Below are 18,413 nucleotides of genomic sequence, written 5' to 3'. Positions count from 1 at the left end.
GCCAGCGTATCCTCCAGCCGAAAGGTCACCATGCGTCGTTCCGTCCGCACCCGCGTCCACGTGTTTGGGCCCAACGGCCGTATCCGCACCAAAACCGACAAAGTCGCCGGCGAAGAACCCCTCGAAATCCGGCTAGGCGACCAGGAGTTCACCGTCATGATGCGCACCCCCGGCATGGACACCGAACTGGTGCTGGGCCTGCTTCTGGGCGAAGGGATCATCCGCACTGCCAGCGATGTGGTGGAAATCGATTTCTCCACCGGCTTGGACCCTGACGGCACCCGCAATTACAACGTGGCTAGGGTGCGTCTTTCGCCCGAGGTGTCATCCACCCTGGCAGACAACGGCGGGCTTCCGGCGGGGCAGGAAAGGAATGTTTACACCAGTTCGGCGTGCGGGATCTGTGGCACGGCTGCGCTGGAAGCAGTGACGAAGGTGTCGAGCTATCCTCTGCCCACGCCCGAGCCATTCTTTGACCCTGCCACTGTGTGCGAGCTGCCGAACATCATGCGCGACCAGCAACCCCTGTTTGCCACAACCGGCGGGATTCACGCGGCCGGGCTGTTTGAGTTCGGGGCGGGCAGTTCTTCAACCGCCGGAGCTGGGGCTACCTCGGGCGCTTCTTCAAGCGCGGGTGCCGGAACCGGCACGAGCGCCACCTCGCCGTCAGCTTCCCCCACATTGCTCACCGTCGCCGAGGACGTGGGCCGTCACAATGCCGTTGACAAGGTCCTGGGGTGGGCGATGCGCGAGGATCTCCTCCCGCTGAGTTCGTGCGTACTGCAGGTGTCCTCGCGCGCGTCGTTTGAACTAGTGCAGAAGGCGGCGATGGCGGGCGTGCCGGTTCTTTCTGCGGTGAGCGCACCCAGTTCCGCTGCTGTGGAGCTGGGGAACAGTCTGGGTGTGACGGTGATCGGGTTTAACCGTAAGGGGACGTTTAATGTGTATTCGACCCCGGAGCGGCTACTCGAAAGCTGACCCATGCCAAGCGAAAGCGGAGCAGTCTAGAACAGGCCACCGTCCACCACACGGGCATCAAAACTTCATTCCAAAGTTGGTAGAGTGGTAGCCCTATATCCCCCACGCCTCTCCTTGGAAGCGCACTTGGGGGATTTTTCATGCCCAAAAGATCACAGGTCGGGCCCGCACCAGCCCTAGAGCCATCCCAACGTTAACCCTTGCCCAGTTCCCGCATCCGCTTGCGGACCGCCTGGGCCCGTTTTTCGCCACCATGAGATGAAGCGTCCTGGGTTAGTTACGCTTCGTTTGCGCTCTTTTGGTGATGGACTGCGTGAGATAATATCCGGTTTCTTTTTCCTGTGGGGTGGCGTAGTTCCACGATTGTTTCTCGGATGTGTTCTGGGGTTTTGTTGGGGTTGGTGAGGGGGCGTGTGGAGCGTGGTTGGAGTGCTTCGAGTCCGCCGGTGCGGAAGCGTTGCAGTAGGGTCCTGACCCATCGGGTTCTGATACCGAAGTATGTTGATGCGTCTTTAATGCTCATACCACCGTTGACGATGGCTAGAACGACTGCGCGGTTGCGTGAGTATGTCAATAACCCCAGCTTGCCTGTTCGAGCGTCTTTGGCGTGAACGATGCACTGAAATCAGACAGTCACCGCATCACGGTTTTGAGTGAGGCGTTCAAACCCGATTCGGATGATCTGCGCGCTTTACCGGCGCTCGACATCGCTCTGACGCTCTGGTCACGCAACGCCGATGTGGTCATCCACGCCCCGAAAGCCGGGGTGAGTATCACGGCATCGATCGTTCCGTGTCCGAACGACGAAAGTTGAGACCCTGGAAACATCTCGAATAGACAGAATGCTCATGAGAGTCAAGTCACTGGAGGGCACGCTGTTGGTGGTGCAGTACTCAAATAAGAGGTGTCCCGTGAAGCTTTAGATCTCTTCTAATTGAACGATCTTCCTCATAGGTGCATGCAACCAAAGGCTTCCCATAGATGCGTCTTGCAACCGCATCATAAGTAGCTTCCATGTTTGATTGGGCTCGACTCCACATTGCCCCCATAGCTGCTTGGAAGTCGTCAGACAGCATCAGTCGATTGTTCTTGGGGAAATACCCGCCAGGAACCAAGGTGATCTCACCGACTACGGGGCCGGATGGCGTGGCATACAGGTCAATCCGTGAGAAGGGGGCAGGCACAACCAAGGAAGTCTTACGTGCCAAGCAAGTCAACGCCTCCAAGGTCTCACTGTCAGGAAGCTGAGGGGGTAGGCTGGGTTTTTCTTGGACCAATGACGACTTATCAAGTAAGCGAAAGCATTCGTCGTAACGTCCAATGTGTGCCGTCGGATGGTTCCGGTCAATAACTACAAATGCTGCAATCTCCCCTCGGAACGCGTACGCCTTGAAGTCGCGAGGAACTTCTAGGCCATCGCAGTCCTGGATTACTTGCTCGACTATCAGTTGATTGGCTTTATTTGAATTCTTGGAAAAGAGCGAGTCTTGGATCTCTACGATCTCGCTCAACGTGAGTTGCTTATTCGTCAGAGATTCTGTGAATAGATCTTCGTCTCCGGTCTTGGTCAGGACCATGACTCCGCGAAGTGATGATTCCAAGGTAGGTTTGAGCACAAAGGTTTCGGGGAGGCCAGACAAGTCTATGTCGCGGGGGGAGGCAAAGCGACGCAGAATCTTGCTAGTTGGGATATTGAGCGCCTCTAAGAAGTCATAGCACTTGACTTTGTCGTGTAGATGCCACGGCGTGAACGGCTCCAAGCCTTTTGCTCGAATCCGCATGTAGTCATCCCATATCATGGCTGTCCTCTATCGATAGGTGTCCCACTCCGCCTACCTGCGAAGCGCAAAGACCAGGGCTCAGCATAGCCCAGGTTAACAATCACCGTACCCCCCGGCACCCCTTCAGGCAACACTGAGAGATCGAAAGCATAGCTCAGGAGTGCGTAGCTCTCTGCCTCAACTAGGGCGTGCCCAAAGGATTCTTTTAGACTTGTCGAAACGAAAGCGTCGCCACAACGAGCAGCTCCGCAAGACATTAAGGCAACCTTTGACTGAGAGGGATTCATGCGAAAGTGAATCCTGAGCTCTACCCCCGAGTGCGCGTGCCTGCGACATAAAACCGGACACGGGGCCGGGCAGCGTCTCCAGGCCAATGACCATAAAAGCATGAAACTCGTCAGGAAGTTTGACCAGTATCCGAGCAAGGTATTTCGGTCCCTTCCCTTGGTCGAAACAGTCGACCCACATAAGTGGTCTCACTCCTGACGGGAAACGCTCAGTGTGACCGTTGGGGTGAACTCCGAGTCATTGATCATGTTCGACGCGACTTCGACACGGCGGTCATAACGACGTGGCAACATGGACTGAACGTTGAATGCGTTGAACTCTGAAGGAACGCGGATAGTATCACCCTTTTCAAGTTCCAGCTTCGCTAGTCCTTTTCTACAACGGCGAAACGGGACGAACTGGTCTCGCATGTGGCGAGTGCGTCAGTTGTACGGTAATTTTCTCTACAGTTATGAGCTACTTTGATCTGTAGAGTAAACGGCCTCTAGCCCGGCGTCCGACCACGGCCACCAACCCGGAGCCAGCCACAGCTAACCCAGCCTTAACCCTTGCCAAGCTCCCGCATGCGCTTGCGGACCGCCTCGGCCTGCTCTTCGCCACCAATAAGACTGCGGATCGCACGCTGCTCAGCCGCGAACGCATCACTCAACGACGCGCGCCCACTCAAGTCCACCAGCATCTTCGCCTGCGCCAACGCCGACCGGGACTTCCCCGCCAACTCACGCCCCAACTCCAGGGCGCGAGCATTCGCGTCCTGGGCCAGTTCCTCAACCAGCCCCATCTCGTAGGCCCGCTGCCCAGTGACCACCTCACCAGTGAAAATCATGCGCTTGGCGTTCCCCGCCCCCACCACACGCGGCAGAAGCTGAGTACCGCACATGTCCGGCACGATCCCCCAGTTGATCTCCATCATCGACAGCTTGGCATCCGGCTGAGCAACCCGCAGATCCGCGCCCAACGCAATCTGCAAGCCACCGCCAAACGCCACCTTCTGCACCGCCGCAATCACCGGCGCCTCCACCTGCTGCCACACAAAAACGGCCTGCTGCGCCAACGCCTTTGCCGGGCCCACACCCTCGCGGGCCTCCGGCAACTCGGCCTGCCCACCAGCCATTTTCTTGAACTCACTCATGTCCAGGCCCGAGCAGAACCCCGCACCCTTACCGGTCAGCACCACGGCGGCCACGTCGTCGCGCGCCTCCACGAACCGCCCCGCATCCACCAAATCCGCAAACATCCCATGCGTCAGCGAATTCAACGTCTCCGGCCGGTTGAACTCCACATGCGCCAACCGGTCCTCAATCGTCAGCGTGACCGTCCCGTATTCGGCTTCGAATGCGTCCATGGTTCCCTCCGTTGTGGTTGCCCCGGCAACAGCCCGAGGTGTCACTTTCCTATGCTTTTACGTCACCTATGACTTTAAGTTCCGCGAGTACGTGCGCACCATGTCCGGGTTGAGGTCCGCAATCGACCCAGCCCCCATGAGCTGCATGGTGACGGTCATTTCGTTTTCCAGAATCTCAAACACCTTGCGCACCCCGGCCTCACCGGCGGCCATGAGGCCGTACAGGTACGCGCGTCCGATGAGCGTGAAGTCGGCTCCCAAGGCCAGCGCACCAATAATGTCCTGGCCTCGCATGATGCCCGAATCCAGGATGATCGGCACGTCCTCACCCACCGCTTCACGGACCACGGGAAGCGCCTCCAAGGTGATAGGCGCGCGGTCGAGCTGACGACCACCGTGGTTGGAAACCACCAACCCGTCGGCGCCGGCGTCCAAAGACTTCGACGCATCCACCTCGGTCAGAACACCCTTCACGAACAACTTGCCGGGCCACACTGAGCGAATCCACTTCAAGTCCTCAAAACTCAACGTGGGGTCAAACATGGACGAGGTGAGGCTCGCCAGATCCGACACCTCGTTCGACAGCGACGAATACGTCAGCGGGTCCGTAGTCAAGAAGTTGAACCACCACTCCGGCCTGTACGACGCATCCAACACCGTGCCAGCGGACAGCTTAGGCGGGATCGTGAGCCCGTGACGCAAATCGCGCAAACGGCGTCCCGCAACCGTGGTGTCCACAGTGACCAACAGCGTTTCGAACCCGTTCTTCCACGCCCGCTCCAGCAGGTCCTGGGACGCGTCACGGTCACGCCACAGGTACAGCTGGAACCACTTGGTTGCGTTGGGCGCACAGGACGCCACATCCTCAATACTGCGCGTACCCATGGTGGACAGGGTGAACGGCACCCCAAAACGGTCAGCCGTACGCACACCGGCCACTTCGCCTTCTGTGTGCATCATGCGGGTAAACCCGGTCGGAGCAATCCCCACCGGCAAGCGCGATTCCACGCCCGCGATCGTGGTGGACAGGTCCACATCGGCCGACCCTGCCAAAATCGCCGGGTCAAACTCTAAGTTCCTAAACGCTTCGCGGTTACCGCGGTACGTGTATTCGTCCTGCGCACCACCGTCCACATAGTTGAACGGCCCCGCAGGGGTGCGTCGCTTAGCAATCCTGCGCAAATCGTCAATGTCACCCACACGCGCCAACCGGGACTTTCGACCCCCAAGGTTGAGGTCAAACTGCATGAGAGGCAAAAAGTTCTTAAGCTGCGGAACACGTCTAATGGTCACCATGATGCCACTCTACCGAGCCGTGCGGGTCCACACATTCCCGGCCCGGGGTTTCCCAACTTCTGGGCGCCTGCCAGCCCGACCAGTCCTCGGTAAACGCCCACATGCCTCGTTCCCACTGATCTAACGCCACAGAGGCATTGGCACTAATTGCTGCCGCGACGTCAGCGTCCCACTGGCCGTACTTCACCGCCGCGGCCAGTTCGTCTTCGTCTTTGAGCTGTGGCACCTGGCCAGGGCGAATCACAAGATCAAGCACATGGTCCGAGGTGTATAACTCCCCCATCGCGTGCCTGTCCACCGCGGACCCCAACCGGTGATGTCCCTCTAGGTTCACGTAGTGCGCGTTCACTTTTCCTGACGCCTCACGGAATACCCACACCGAAAAAGGCATCCCCGCAGGAATCAGCCGTAACACGCCACGTCCATACCACTGGCCACCCACTGCCACACGATCGACCCTGCGTGGGTTAAACCGCACATGGTCAGGCACGTTGTGCGGGTTCACACTCTCAAACCCCGCCAACCGGGCATGCACCACCGGCGTACCCCCGGCCAGCCACACCACCAGTCCACGTTCGTCATGACGCACCACCCGCACCGGCTGCACAACATCCACACCGTGTGCCGCGTAGTCGTGCCGACGGAATCGCCACCGCACCACGTCACCCGGTTGCAGTCGCGGAGCCTGGGCGAGCGGAACGGAGTCGGCCGGGGCTGGCGACGGAAACGGCTCCGTTCCGTATTGACTAGGCTCAGCTCCGTATTGGACAGAGTTGTTCTGGCTCGGCTCCTGCCCAGAACCTTCCTGCCCAGAACCGTCAGTTAGTGTAGTCAATCGTGATTGCTCCAGTTTTGGTCGTTGCTTTGACCGGGATCGCGTTGGGGTCGGAATCGTTTGAGTCTACATTGACGGTTCTGTCGCCAGTCTGAGTTTGAGCTTCCACGGCGTACGGGCGCCCGTCCGGCACGTCTTTTGGATCCTGAACCTCGATGTTCACCACACCAGTTTTGGCCTCCACACGGATGCTGGACGGCTGAGCGTCTTCAGGCATTTCATACGTCACGGCCCCACTTGTCGCCTCTAACGCAATGTCGCCGGTAACTTTCAGGTCATCCACCGTGACGCTTCCCGCACGAGCACGCCCCGTGAAGTTCTCTGCTTCGCCTTCTGCAGAAATCATGCCCGACCTGGTGCTCAACTCCACGTGTTTTGCTTTCGCTTCGAAGTGGACCACACCACGTCCGCCCGTCACTTTCACGTCCTGGTATGTGCCTTCGTCGATGCTCACATCACCGGATTTCCAGTCAGCCTGGATGTTGCGTGCTTTGCCTTCCGGCACACCGATCGTAACCGTTGTGCTTCTGGCTTCTGCCCAGTCGCCAGATGTGTGTGTCACGTTCACCTGGTCGGCCGAATCAGATGATTGTGTTTCTACCTTTGGCGGCTCCCCAGACCCAACAGCCTTGTACTTGATGAACCCTTCACCGTTGGTCGTCACGACCTTGACATTCGCGCCCTCCCCGGTCAGCTCCAGAGTGTCGGCCGCTGGGTTGAACGGCATGTTCTTTTCCACCACCTCGACCTGCAGAAGCTGCACGGCCGCCGCCGCACCAAAACTCGCCGGCACGGCAACCGCCAGGCACACCACCGCGGCCACGGCAACGCGCCACAGAATTCGGCCCGTTGAACTTAGCGGTGGTGCAGGTTTCGTGTACTTCTTTGGTTTGGGTTGTTGTGAGTGCCCACCCGCCCGAGGTGGTTGCGGGTACGCGTTCTGCCCACCTGGGACTGGGTTTCCTGAGTAATCCGTTGGCATCGTCATATCAGACTCCTAGGAACTTCAGAACAGCAAGGACGCGGCGGTTCTCGTCGCTATCGGCCAGCAGTCCAAGCTTGGTAAACATCGAACTGATGTGCTTCTCAACAGCACCACTACTTAGGAACAACGTGCTCGCAATAGCTGAGTTGGACTTCCCCTCCGCCATCAACTGCAACACTTGGCGTTCACGTTCACTCAGAACCGCCAGCCCGTCCTTCTTCCGGGAGCGGACCATGATCTGGGCAACCACCTCGGGATCCAAAACCGTGCCCCCACCCGCCACGTCTTCAACCGCGGCCAGGAAGTCATCCACATCAGCCACACGATCCTTGAGCAGATACCCAAAGTTGCCCGTGTTCTCAGCGATCAGATCAGACGCGTACCGTTCCTCCACGTACTGGCTGAGCACCAGCACACTCACCTCCGGGTTCTGGCTACGGATCAGCACCGCGGCCCGAATACCCTCATCCGTAAACGTGGGCGGCATCCGCACGTCCACAATCACCAGGTCCGGGTTGAGGTCCGTCACCGACGACAGCAGATCAGTAGCGTCAGACAGGGTGGCGACTACCTCGTGCCCCGCATCCGTGAGCAGACGAACAAGACCTTCACGCAACAAAACCGAATCTTCAGCAATCACTATTCGCATGGCAACTCCACTGTGATAACCGTGGGACCACCCACGGGAGAATGAACATTGAACGTACCTCTGGCCGCCGTCACACGGTGGGCCAACCCAGCCAACCCGGTAGTCGAGCCGGCGGTCGAAAGCTGGGCACCACCTCGGCCGTTGTCACGCACCTCAATCCGCATGCGACCACCCATGTACGTGATACTCACGTGGCCTTCCGTGGCTTGAGCGTGCTTGCCCATGTTGGAAAGCGCCTCGGCGACCACAAAGTACGCGACCGATTCGATGTTTGGTGCCACCCGCGGCACATCGACATTCACCGTCACAGGCACGGCCGAACGGGCCGCCAAAGCCGAAACTGCCGCATCCAAACCACGGTCGGTGAGCACCGCCGGGTGGATTCCCCGGACCAGTTCGCGTAGCTGAGTGATTGCGGCCTTCGAATCACTGTGCGCTTCCTCCAACAGGGCGTGTGCGCCCTCCGGGTCACGAGCCACCTTCGCCTTAGCCATGCCCACCTTCATGGACAGGGCCACCAAGGTGGGTTGGACGCCGTCGTGCAGGTCGCGTTCGATACGTAGGCGCTCCGTGGTGGCCGCATCTACCGCGCCCACGCGAGCGCGGTCAACCTCGGTGAGTTCCCGCTTCAAGGTTTCCGCCTGGGGCACCGCTAAGAGCCAGCGGTCAAGAGCGCGGTCGGCGATCGCGGCCACCCACAGACTCACAAACCCCACGATGAACGCCAGGCACCCGAACACAACGAACATTCCACGGGCCGGGCCTCGTGCCGGGGCGTCGAAGGCGATCAGAGTCGCGTCTGGGTTAATGGCGCCGATGAACAGGAAAGTGGCGAACGTCGCACACATCGCGACGAGGATGAGTGTGAAGAGCCCCAGCACTTGTTTGGAGAAGTGCAGTGCGGTTTCGCGCCAGAAGTACGCTTCGCCGGCGGCGCGAATGTTGGTTTCTGCCCAGCCTCGGAAGCCTGTGCTGTTGGCGCGGCGTCGAGGCGGGAACGGGATTTCCGTGTTGTAGATCGCTTCAGAGCGGCGACGCTCCAGGACATTGATACCGCGTTGCACCAGCACCCAAAAGAACAGGACAATGAGTCCCAGTCCACCGGCCAGCGCGGTACTGATGCCGGTTGTGATGACGATGAGTTGAATCCACAGCCAAACGGTCGCGATGATCCCCGAAAACAGGACATTGAGCATGCCCCACGGGTTCGGGATGAGCAGTTCTTTCTTCATGCTTCCAATCTAGGTTTCGCCTACCGTTCAAGAATATGGTGCTGACCGCCAACCGGGGTAGGGAAAACCCCCGAGGCGGTGGCTGAGGTTGGGTTCCAGACGGGGGTTTCTAAGGTTGCATGAAACCTTGGCCGTTACAGTGAACGCTATGGATGAGTCACACACACCTCTGCGATCACGCACCAGGACATTCATCCTGTTTTGGATTTCGGCAATCACTGGCGTTGCCATGTACGTGACCCAACACATTCTTGTAGAACGTGGCGACCTCCCACGTTCCCTGCCCACAGGTGACTCGGTTGGAGTTGTGACCATGGGGGTAGAAATCGCACTGGGCGTTCTCGCTCTCGCTCTGCTCCCCGCCGCCATTCGCCACGACCCCATGGAACGCGAAAAGTCCTACGTAGGCCCACCCGAAGCACTCGTCGCCTCACTCGTCATCCTGTGCCTGTGGTTCGTCACCCTCCTGGCAGCACCGGCTGGGGCGGTCGTACTCATTTCACTGTCTGCACGCCTCTCACCCTCGTGGACACTGCCTGCGATCGCCGCATCGATCCTTTCGGTGGTCGTTCACGAACTCACTTACAGCCCACTTGCCCACGACTTCGACTACCGCGTGGCCCTCGGCGCCATCTGCCTCACCCTCATCCTCATCGGCATGGGCACCGCCCGCGGAATCGTGTTAAGGCGCCAGCTCGTCCACAGTTTCCGCACCCGCCACGACGCAGACGAAACGCAGCACGCCCACAAATAACCACCTCGGCGCGGGTGCGAAACACTCACAGACAGCAAAACAAAACCAGCAAAACAAAACCGGCGCGCACCCAACAATGGGCACGCGCCGGCACTACAAAAGAAACTCCCGAAATCTTATTTCGGAGCCATACGGATTGCACCGTCCAGGCGGATGGTCTCACCGTTGATGTATTCGTGGGTGACAAGCATGTCAGCAAGCTGCGCGTATTCTTCCGGCGTACCCAGGCGAGCAGGGTGCGGAATCGAAGCAGCCAAGGAATCCTGTGCAGCCTGAGGCAGACCAGCCATCATCGGGGTCTGGAAGATACCAGGAGCAATAGTGTTCACGCGGATCTTGCTGGCAGCCAATTCGCGAGCCATCGGCAGAGTCACAGCGTGGACACCACCCTTGGACGCGGAGTACGCGATCTGACCAATCTGACCATCGAACGCTGCAACCGAAGCGGTGTTGATGATGACACCACGGTCACCGTCGAGCTCTTCGTTCTGCTGCATCGCAACAGTCGCCAAACGCGAAACGTTGATAGTTCCGATCAGGTTCACACCAATCACCAGCTTGAGCTGGTCCAGCGGAAGCGCACCCTTCTTGCCCACCAACTTGCCAGGGGTCGCAACACCTGCACAGTTCACAACAACACGCAGGTCACCCAGGCTGGTGGCCTTGTCAACAGCGGCCTGAACCTGTTCTTCGTTCTGCACGTCAGCAGCCACAAAGTGCGCGTTGTCGCCCAAGCTCGCTGCCGCTTCGGTTCCGACCTGCTCGTTCAAGTCGACCATGACCACTTTTGCGCCGGCTTCCAAGAAGCGCTTGGTCGTTGCAAGTCCAAGACCTGAAGCGCCACCGGTCACCAGTGCTACTGCACCGTCGAGTTTCATACCTTTACCTCCGGTTGTTCGGAGCACACCACCCACAAAAAGGGCGCGCGCCACTTGACACGTAAAACCAAAACTCCTGGTTACTTCACCAGGCTATGGCCCAGTCTAGGACGCTCAGTTAACAGAACATAACTTGCGTCACATTTTCTGCATGATTAGGTTGTTGAGAAGCTCACGAAAAGGAGCCCAACATGACAAAGCCCAACGGCAGGGATCAAATCCTTCAAGCCGCACTGGTGACGTTCGCACACAATGGATTCGACGGAGCATCCATTCGCGACATCGCACAGCGCGCTGACCTCAGCCTTTCGGCCCTGTACTACTACTTCTCGTCCAAGAAGGAAGCACTGTTTGCGCTGGTGGAAAAGGCCTACTCCACGTACAACGAACGCACGGCTGAAATCCTCGCCCAAGCCCCCGATGACGTCAACGCCCAAGTCGCATACGGCGTCCAGCACCTGGTCAGTTACAGGTGCGCCAACGTCATGTACTCCCGCGTCATTCTGCTAGAAACCGGCCGGCTGTCGGGCCCCCGCTACGCAGAAGCCCGCGAAATGCAACGCGAATCTAGTTCCGTGTTTGAAAAGATTATTGCCCGAGGTCGTTCCCAGGGAATCTTTCATGTTGACGACCCTGCGCTCGCCACCCGGTCGGTGAACGCGATGTGCAATGCGATACCCCAGTGGTTCTCACCAGGTGGCACATACACTCCCGAACTTCTTGCCCACAAGTACGTGCTGGCAACATTACGTATGCTTGGTTCTGAACAAGCACACAACATCGAACCGTTCTTCGACGGCAGTGTTGACGCTTCGGCCAATCACATCGACCCGACTCCTGACGCACCAGGCGACGCTAAAGATGAGGCCAAAAACGCAGTCCGTTTACCTCCTTTGTGAGTCATTTGAAAGAATGAGGACCATGTCCCGCATTTTGTGTCCTGAACTAACCCACAAGGTTATGTCTGCTACCGACGCCGCCTCGTTTATCAACCACGGCGACAACGTCGGTATGAGTGGTTTTACCGGCGCCGGTTTCCCTAAAGCGGTCCCGCAAGCGCTCGCCAACCGTATTCGTGACGTGCACAGCGCTGGCGACGAATTTTCGATTGGCATGTTTACTGGTGCTTCCACCTCGGCCGAGGTGGATGGCGCCTTGGCTGAGGTCGATGGGGTGCATCTGCGCACGCCTTTCAACACCGACCCGGACATGCGGAAAGCCATTAACGACGGACGCGTCGAATACATGGACCAGCACCTGAGCCACCTCGCCCAGCAAGTGTGGTTCGGTTTCTACGGCAATCTTGACGTTGCCGTCATCGAAGTCGCAGCGGTGCTCCCTAACGGACTTTTGGTGCCGGGCACCTCGGTCGGAAACAACAAAACTTGGCTCGATCTTGCGGATAAAGTCATCCTGGAAGTCAACGACTGGTTGCCCACCCAGTTCGAAGGCATGCACGACGTGTACTACGGAACACGCATTCCTCCACACCGCAACCCCATCCAGATCCTTTCGCCAGACCAGCGCATTGGCGACCCATACCTGCGGGTAGACCCGGACAAGATCGTGGCGATCGTAAAAACGGACGCTCCTGACCGCGACAACACGTTCAGCCCTGTCGACGACGCTTCAGAGGCGATGGCCGGATACCTCATCGACTTCTTGCGCCACGAAGTCAAAGCTGGTCGCATGCCCAAGAACCTTCTGCCGTTGCAGTCGGGTGTGGGCAATGTGGCCAACGCGGTGCTGGCGGGACTGGCTGAATCAGAGTTCGAACACATGACTTCCTACACCGAGGTCATCCAGGACAACCTGCTCGCCCTGCTAGACACGGGCAAGCTCGACAGCATTTCCGCCACATCGTTTAGTCTGTCGCGGGACGTGGCTGAAAAGTTCAACCAAAACATCGACAACTACAAGGGCCGCATCCTGTTGCGCACCCAAGAGATGTCGAACCACCCAGAAATCGTGCGCCGCCTAGGTGTTATCGCGATCAACGGCATGGTTGAAACCGACATTTACGGGCACGTGAACTCCACGCACATCATGGGGTCAAAGATGATGAACGGAATTGGCGGATCGGGTGACTTCGCCCGAAACGCGTTCCTCAACTTCTTCGTCTCACCATCGACGGCTAAGGGTGGAAAGATTTCGTCAGTGGTGCCCATGGCCAGCCACGTGGACCACACGGAACACGATGTTCACGTCATTGTGACCGAACAGGGAATCGCAGACCTGCGCGGACTGTCGCCTCACAAGCGTGCTCAGCGCATCATCGACAACTGTGCGCACCCGGACTACCGCGATGCCCTGCGTGACTACTACGAACGCGCGTGCAAGAACGCGACCGGGCTCCACACGCCACACATCCTGGAAGAGGCTTTGAGCTGGCACGTTTCACTGCGTGATACCGGCACCATGCGGAAGTGAAAATTCAGCCAATCCTCTGAAAACCAGGGATACACTGACGGTATGAGCGAACCAACAGTTACAGTTCCAGAAATCCCAGACGACGCTGTCTTCCTGGACGTCCGCGAGGACTTCGAGTTCGAAGCCGGACACATTGAAGGTGCGCACCACATTCCACTCAGTGAACTTGAACCGCGCTATGGCGACGTGCCCGTCGATGTCGACGTGTACGTCGTCTGCCGTTCAGGTGGTCGCGCGCTGCGTGCCGCCGCTTGGCTCAACCTCAACGGTTTTGACGCTGTGGTTGTCGAAGGCGGCATGGGCGCGTGGAACCTCGACCACGGGCGACCAATTGTGTCTGAGAACGGTCAAGAACCCACAGTAGTTTGACCCCGAGTTTGATCTCCGCCACCTAATCCCGCACTTATAGCCCGCATATCCGCCCACACCTTGTAGCACGACCGGAGTGAGTGAAACATGACCAACCGAGCAGGACAGCCAGCCCAGGAAACAGACCTCGTCGACATTACTAAACTGCTCGATGCGTACCACGACACCGTACCCACGCCCAGCGAGCCAACCCAACGAGTGTCGTTTGGCACCTCGGGACACAGGGGCAGTAGCCTCACCGGGTCGTTCAATGAAGCTCACATCGTAGCGATCACCAAGGCCATCATCGAATACCGTGCCGGCCAGAACTACACCGGCCCCATCTACCTGGGACGCGACACCCACGCATTGTCAGAACCGGCGCTGCTCACAGTGCTCGAGGTGCTCGCGGGGGCGGACGTGCCCGTCATGATCGACGACCGTGACGGTTACACCCCAACACCGGTGCTCAGCCACGCGATCATCACACACAACAAGCGCGTGGGCACCGCGCAGGGACTGGCCGACGGCATCATCATCACCCCGTCCCATAACCCGCCCAGCGACGGTGGAATCAAGTACAACCCACCCCACGGTGGCCCGGCTGGAGCCGACATCACCGCGTGGATCGAAAACCGGGCCAACGAACTGCTGGAAGGCGCGTGGCGGGACGTCCCTCGCACCCCGTTCCAGAGGGCCTTCCACCTGGATAACACCACGAACTTCAACTACGTCGAAAACTACATTGGCGACCTCGGCGCGGTCATTGACATGGAGGCGATCGCTCAGTCCGGCCTGCGTTTGGCCGCCGATCCACTGGGTGGCGCCAGCGTCGACTTCTGGTCCTCGATCAGCGAAATCCACGATCTCAACCTGGACGTGGTGAACTCGCAGGTGGACCCGGCGTGGAGCTTCATGCCGCTGGACTGGGACGAAAAGATCCGCATGGACTGTTCCTCGCCGTACGCCATGGCGTCGCTGATTGAGTCGGCTGGTGACTACGACTTGTGCTTTGGGAACGACCCGGATGCTGACCGGCACGGGATCGTCACCCCTGATGGCGGGCTTATGAACCCCAACCACTACCTGGCCGTTGCCATTGACTACCTATTCCAGAACCGTCCCGGTTGGGGCGCCGAGGTGGCAATTGGGAAGACGCTGGTGTCCTCCAGTCTCATTGACCGGGTGGCGGCCCGCCTGGGTCGGAAGCTGGTCGAGGTTCCCGTTGGGTTCAAGTGGTTCGTAGATGGGCTGGCCGACGGCACTTTGGGATTCGGTGGTGAGGAGTCGGCGGGTGCGTCGTTCTTGCGGATGGACGGCTCTGCGTGGTCCACGGATAAGGACGGAATTCTGCTGTGCCTGTTGGCTGCCGAAATCACGGCCAAGACCGGCGAAACCCCATCGCAGCGTCACGCCAAGCTGGTTGACGAGTTGGGTGCGAGTTCATATGCCCGCGTCGATGCGCCGGCCACGCCTGAGCAAAAGGCTGTTTTGAAGAAGCTCAGCGCATCAGACGTCACCGCCACCACTCTGGCAGGCGACCCCATCACGGGCACGTTCACGGAAGCACCCGGGAACGGTGCTGCGATTGGTGGTTTGAAAGTGACCACGGATAACGCGTGGTTCGCGGCACGGCCGTCCGGTACGGAAGACGTGTACAAGATCTACGCTGAGTCGTTCAAGGGCGATGACCACTTGGCACAGGTTCAAGAGCAAGCGCGCGAGGTCGTGGGGGCCGTTCTCAAGTAGAGGGGTTGACGGTTCAACCCCGCTGGGCCATTGTCACGACTGCCCGTCGCAGTTCTTCAAGGACGGTGAACACAACTGCGCAGCCGATGACCAGTAACCAGTGTTCCCAGTCCAGGGGCACGGTCGAAAACGCGACGTTCAGAATAGGCACGTAGACGACCAGGACTTGCAGCAGCAACCCGATTGCCAACGCCAGCCACAGCCAACGGTTGCTCAGCAGGCCAATAAACATTGACCTGTGCGCGTGCCGGACCGACAGTGCGTTGACCAGTTGCAGGATGACGAGCACCGTGAAAGCGACCGTCCGGCCCGTGGCTACGTCGTCGTCACCAGCGATAAGTCCGCCGGGTAGGCAGACATCCAGAGCGAGAAGCGACAGCACCGCCATGACGAATCCGGTGCTGAGGATCCGCGCCCATTCGCGACCGTCGAGCGCGCGTTGGTCGGGCCGTCGCGGAGGCCTGGTCATCACGTGGTCATCAACCGGGTCCACCCCCAGGGCGAGCGCCGGGGATGAGTCGGTGACCAGGTTCACCCACAGAATCTGGGTGGCAAGCAGCGGAAGGATCACCGAACCGTCGGCTTCAATGAGTCCCAGCACACCCGCGAGTACGACACCGCCAAAGACTGTGAGAACCTCCCCCATGTTCGATGACAGCAGGTAGCGCAGCACTTTCTTGAGGTTAGAGTAGATGCCGCGCCCCAGTTTGACTGCGCTGATGATCGAGGAGAAGTTGTCATCGGCGAGAATCATCGTCGCCGCATCGTGGGACACCCGTGTGCCAGTAATGCCCATCGCCACACCGATGTCTGCGCGTTTGAGAGCCGGTGCGTCGTTGACGCCGTCACCGGTCATCGACACGACATGACCGTGGGCCTGCAAGCTTGTGACGATCCGTAACTTGTGGCTGGGGTCGACGCGAGCAAAGACAGCGGTAGTCTCGACGGCCTCGGCGAACTGCGCGTCATCGAGTTCGTTCAGCTGGGCACCGGTGAGGATCTTCGGCTTGTTGATACCCAGGTCTGTGGCGATCCGTTTAGCCGTGAGCGGGTGGTCGCCGGTGATCATGATGATGCGGATCCCAGCCTCTTGCGCTTGGGCTATCGCGGCCTTGGCTTCCGGCCTGGGTGGGTCGATCATCGCGACAAGACCCACGAACGTCAGCCCCTGCTCCATCTGCGCGTCCAGGTTGGGTGCGGGGTTTTCTTCCCCGCCCGAGGTGGCAGGCACCTCGCGCACGGCCACCGCCAGTGTCCGGTAAGCCTCCCCAGCCAGCGAGGTGACCTCTTCGTCGAGACGGGCACGCACCTCGGGAGTGGCCTCTACGTCCCCGCCTGCGGTGCGCACGTGAGTGCAGCGGGCGAGCACAACATCAGGGGCACCTTTCATGACGAGTTGCGCGGTGTCAGGGTTACCACTGTCTTGTGCCGTGAGGACGGACATGCGTTTGCGTTCGGAGGAAAACGGCAATTCGTCAAGGCGGTGTACACGGGGCACAGTGTTTCCGGCATCGGAGCACGCAGTGAGGAACGCGACTTCGGTCGGGTCGCCTATTGGGCCTTCGTCTGTGAGGCGGGCGTTCGATGCGATAGCGCCTAGCGTGAGGGTCTCAGTGGCATGGGCATCAGTGATGTGGAAGCGGCCGTCTGCGGTGATGACACGGTCGATTGTCATCTGGTTCAGGGTGAGTGTTCCGGTCTTGTCAGTACACACCACCCCGGCGGACCCAAGCGATTCGACCGCGTCGAGTTTCTTAACGATCGCCTGGTGATCGGCCATCTGGCGCACACCCATTGCGAGGATCGCTGAAACAATCGCCGTGAGGCCTTCCGGCACTGCGGCGACAGCTAAGGACACTCCCAACAACAGGATGCTCACCAGAGACGCCACCGAGTGATCTGCAGTGACGAGGTAAACAGTGGCCATGACGGCCAGGGCGATCGCGGTGACGACGATGGTGAGCGTCTTGCCCACTGCTGCCATTTCCTTTTGCAGGGGTGTTTCGGTTGTTTCGGCCGTCGAAATCATGCCCGCGATCCGACCAATTTCGCTGGTGGCCCCGGTTCCGGTGACAACAGCACGGGCGCTGCCCTGAGTGATAGCCGTGCCGGAGTAGACCATCGGCAACCTGTCAGCCAACGGCGTGTCAGCAGCGACCGCGTCGACGGTCTTGTGTACGGGCACGGATTCGCCGGTCAGCGCGCTTTCGGCGACCATGAGGCCATTGCAGGAAAGTAGCCGGGCGTCTGCCGGAACTGCATCGCCTTCGTCGAGTTGCAGGATATCGCCTGGAACAAGATCGGTGGCGTTGATGACGTGGGTGTTGCCGTCACGGGTGACGGTTGCGCTCAGACTTGTCATTTCTTTGAGCGAGGCGACCGCATCGGCGGCTTTCAGCTCTTGAATCAACCCGATAAGCGTGTTCAGGACGATAACTGCAGCGATGACGATCGCGTCGATGGGAGCGCCGTGCCGACCTTCGGCAACCCACGCCACGACCGAGACGATGATCGCGACGAACAGCAGGTAGGTCAGTGGTTCGTTTAACAACAGCAGCACCCGCTTCCAGAGCGGAACGGTTTCTGCTTGAGCGAGTTCATTATGACCGTAGGCTTTCAGCCTGGTGGCAGCCTGGGTGTCGGTGAGTCCACGGTCTGCCGAGGTGTCGAGCGCGTTAACAACTTCACCGGGCTGTTGTGCGTGCGGGTTGGGGATTGCGAGCGTATCGGTAAGAGACGAAGAGCTCATGCTTCGAGTCTAGACCCGGTCAAATTTGGTCGACAGCGAAGGCTGCTGAGCAGGATTCGCAATTCATGACGCTTGGTGTCTTAGGCCACCCTCTACGGGTGTTAAGAAACCGTCAA

At 59.2% G+C, this 18,413-nt stretch carries 18 protein-coding genes; 7 read left to right on the top strand and 11 right to left on the bottom strand.

Annotated elements, in window-relative coordinates:
- Positions 1 to 30 precede the first annotated feature (30 nt).
- Entirely contained in the window at positions 31 to 978 is a 948-nt protein-coding gene (locus MHX53_RS00230; protein ID WP_239270826.1) for a formate dehydrogenase accessory sulfurtransferase FdhD, read from the top strand.
- A 277-nt stretch (positions 979 to 1,255) separates the two neighbouring features.
- On the opposite strand, the gene MHX53_RS00225 is transcribed toward MHX53_RS00230, so the two are convergent.
- On the bottom strand, positions 1,256 to 1,552 hold the full coding sequence (locus MHX53_RS00225; protein WP_275433410.1) for a helix-turn-helix domain-containing protein: 297 nt from the start codon (positions 1,550 to 1,552) through the stop codon (positions 1,256 to 1,258).
- A 33-nt stretch (positions 1,553 to 1,585) separates the two neighbouring features.
- On the opposite strand from MHX53_RS00225, the gene MHX53_RS00220 reads away from it, so the two are divergent.
- Positions 1,586 to 1,792 (top strand): hypothetical protein, encoded by a 207-nt coding sequence (locus tag MHX53_RS00220; RefSeq protein ID WP_239270825.1) that lies wholly within the window; start codon positions 1,586 to 1,588, stop codon positions 1,790 to 1,792.
- Positions 1,793 to 1,871: 79 nt separating this feature from the next.
- Here the strand turns inward: MHX53_RS00220 and MHX53_RS00215 are convergent, their stop codons facing one another.
- The 8 genes from MHX53_RS00215 to MHX53_RS00180 all read right to left on the bottom strand — a co-directional run bounded on the left by MHX53_RS00215 (position 1,872) and on the right by MHX53_RS00180 (position 9,389).
- Positions 1,872 to 2,759 (bottom strand): ATP-grasp fold amidoligase family protein, encoded by an 888-nt coding sequence (locus MHX53_RS00215; RefSeq protein WP_239270824.1) that lies wholly within the window; start codon positions 2,757 to 2,759, stop codon positions 1,872 to 1,874.
- A 476-nt stretch (positions 2,760 to 3,235) separates the two neighbouring features.
- The gene (locus MHX53_RS00210; protein ID WP_239270823.1) at positions 3,236 to 3,457 is read right to left on the bottom strand and encodes a hypothetical protein; all 222 of its coding nucleotides are present in this window, start codon (positions 3,455 to 3,457) and stop codon (positions 3,236 to 3,238) included.
- Positions 3,458 to 3,588: 131 nt separating this feature from the next.
- The gene (locus MHX53_RS00205; RefSeq protein WP_239270822.1) at positions 3,589 to 4,437 is read right to left on the bottom strand and encodes an enoyl-CoA hydratase-related protein; all 849 of its coding nucleotides are present in this window, start codon (positions 4,435 to 4,437) and stop codon (positions 3,589 to 3,591) included.
- A gap of 21 nt (positions 4,438 to 4,458) precedes the next feature.
- A complete protein-coding gene (locus MHX53_RS00200) occupies positions 4,459 to 5,688 on the bottom strand; it encodes an alpha-hydroxy acid oxidase (protein WP_239270821.1) in 1,230 nt (409 codons plus the stop codon).
- The gene (locus MHX53_RS00195) at positions 5,675 to 6,523 is read right to left on the bottom strand and encodes a DUF402 domain-containing protein (RefSeq protein WP_239270820.1); all 849 of its coding nucleotides are present in this window, start codon (positions 6,521 to 6,523) and stop codon (positions 5,675 to 5,677) included. The genes MHX53_RS00200 and MHX53_RS00195 overlap by 14 nt, the downstream gene beginning before the upstream one ends.
- A complete protein-coding gene (locus MHX53_RS00190) occupies positions 6,507 to 7,511 on the bottom strand; it encodes a DUF4097 family beta strand repeat-containing protein (protein ID WP_239270819.1) in 1,005 nt (334 codons plus the stop codon). Before MHX53_RS00190 ends, MHX53_RS00195 begins: the two co-directional genes overlap by 17 nt.
- A 1-nt stretch (position 7,512) precedes the next feature.
- Complete coding sequence (locus MHX53_RS00185; RefSeq protein WP_005883494.1) at positions 7,513 to 8,157, bottom strand: response regulator transcription factor; 645 nt, start codon at positions 8,155 to 8,157, stop codon at positions 7,513 to 7,515.
- Positions 8,148 to 9,389 carry a sensor histidine kinase gene (locus tag MHX53_RS00180; RefSeq protein ID WP_204515088.1) on the bottom strand — a complete coding sequence of 414 codons (1,242 nt, stop codon included), beginning with the start codon at positions 9,387 to 9,389 and terminating at the stop codon, positions 8,148 to 8,150. Before MHX53_RS00180 ends, MHX53_RS00185 begins: the two co-directional genes overlap by 10 nt.
- A gap of 148 nt (positions 9,390 to 9,537) precedes the next feature.
- Here MHX53_RS00180 and MHX53_RS00175 point away from each other — a divergent pair, with 148 nt between their 5' ends.
- A complete protein-coding gene (locus tag MHX53_RS00175; protein ID WP_239270818.1) occupies positions 9,538 to 10,143 on the top strand; it encodes a hypothetical protein in 606 nt (201 codons plus the stop codon).
- 116 nt (positions 10,144 to 10,259) lie between these two features.
- Here the strand turns inward: MHX53_RS00175 and MHX53_RS00170 are convergent, their stop codons facing one another.
- Positions 10,260 to 11,021, bottom strand: coding sequence for an SDR family NAD(P)-dependent oxidoreductase (locus MHX53_RS00170; RefSeq protein ID WP_239270817.1), 762 nt, complete (start codon positions 11,019 to 11,021; stop codon positions 10,260 to 10,262).
- 191 nt (positions 11,022 to 11,212) lie between these two features.
- On the opposite strand from MHX53_RS00170, the gene MHX53_RS00165 reads away from it, so the two are divergent.
- From MHX53_RS00165 to pgm, 4 genes are all read left to right on the top strand, one after another.
- Positions 11,213 to 11,920, top strand: a complete 708-nt coding sequence (locus MHX53_RS00165; protein ID WP_239270816.1) for a TetR family transcriptional regulator — start codon at positions 11,213 to 11,215, stop codon at positions 11,918 to 11,920.
- Positions 11,921 to 11,942: 22 nt separating this feature from the next.
- Positions 11,943 to 13,451, top strand: a complete 1,509-nt coding sequence (locus MHX53_RS00160) for an acetyl-CoA hydrolase/transferase family protein (RefSeq protein ID WP_239270815.1) — start codon at positions 11,943 to 11,945, stop codon at positions 13,449 to 13,451.
- A gap of 42 nt (positions 13,452 to 13,493) precedes the next feature.
- Positions 13,494 to 13,820, top strand: coding sequence for a rhodanese-like domain-containing protein (locus MHX53_RS00155; protein WP_102238882.1), 327 nt, complete (start codon positions 13,494 to 13,496; stop codon positions 13,818 to 13,820).
- Positions 13,821 to 13,907: 87 nt separating this feature from the next.
- Complete coding sequence (gene pgm / locus MHX53_RS00150) at positions 13,908 to 15,548, top strand: phosphoglucomutase (alpha-D-glucose-1,6-bisphosphate-dependent) (RefSeq protein ID WP_239270814.1); 1,641 nt, start codon at positions 13,908 to 13,910, stop codon at positions 15,546 to 15,548.
- 13 nt (positions 15,549 to 15,561) lie between these two features.
- Here the strand turns inward: pgm and MHX53_RS00145 are convergent, their stop codons facing one another.
- Positions 15,562 to 18,297, bottom strand: coding sequence for a cation-translocating P-type ATPase (locus MHX53_RS00145; RefSeq protein WP_239270813.1), 2,736 nt, complete (start codon positions 18,295 to 18,297; stop codon positions 15,562 to 15,564).
- Between the last annotated feature and the right edge of the window lie 116 nt (positions 18,298 to 18,413).

Source organism: Brevibacterium sp. ACRRH (assembly GCF_022346365.1).
Taxonomy (GTDB): domain Bacteria; phylum Actinomycetota; class Actinomycetes; order Actinomycetales; family Brevibacteriaceae; genus Brevibacterium; species Brevibacterium paucivorans.
Note: the sequence above shows the minus strand (reverse complement) of the source record. Positions and strands in the feature narration are given on the sequence as shown.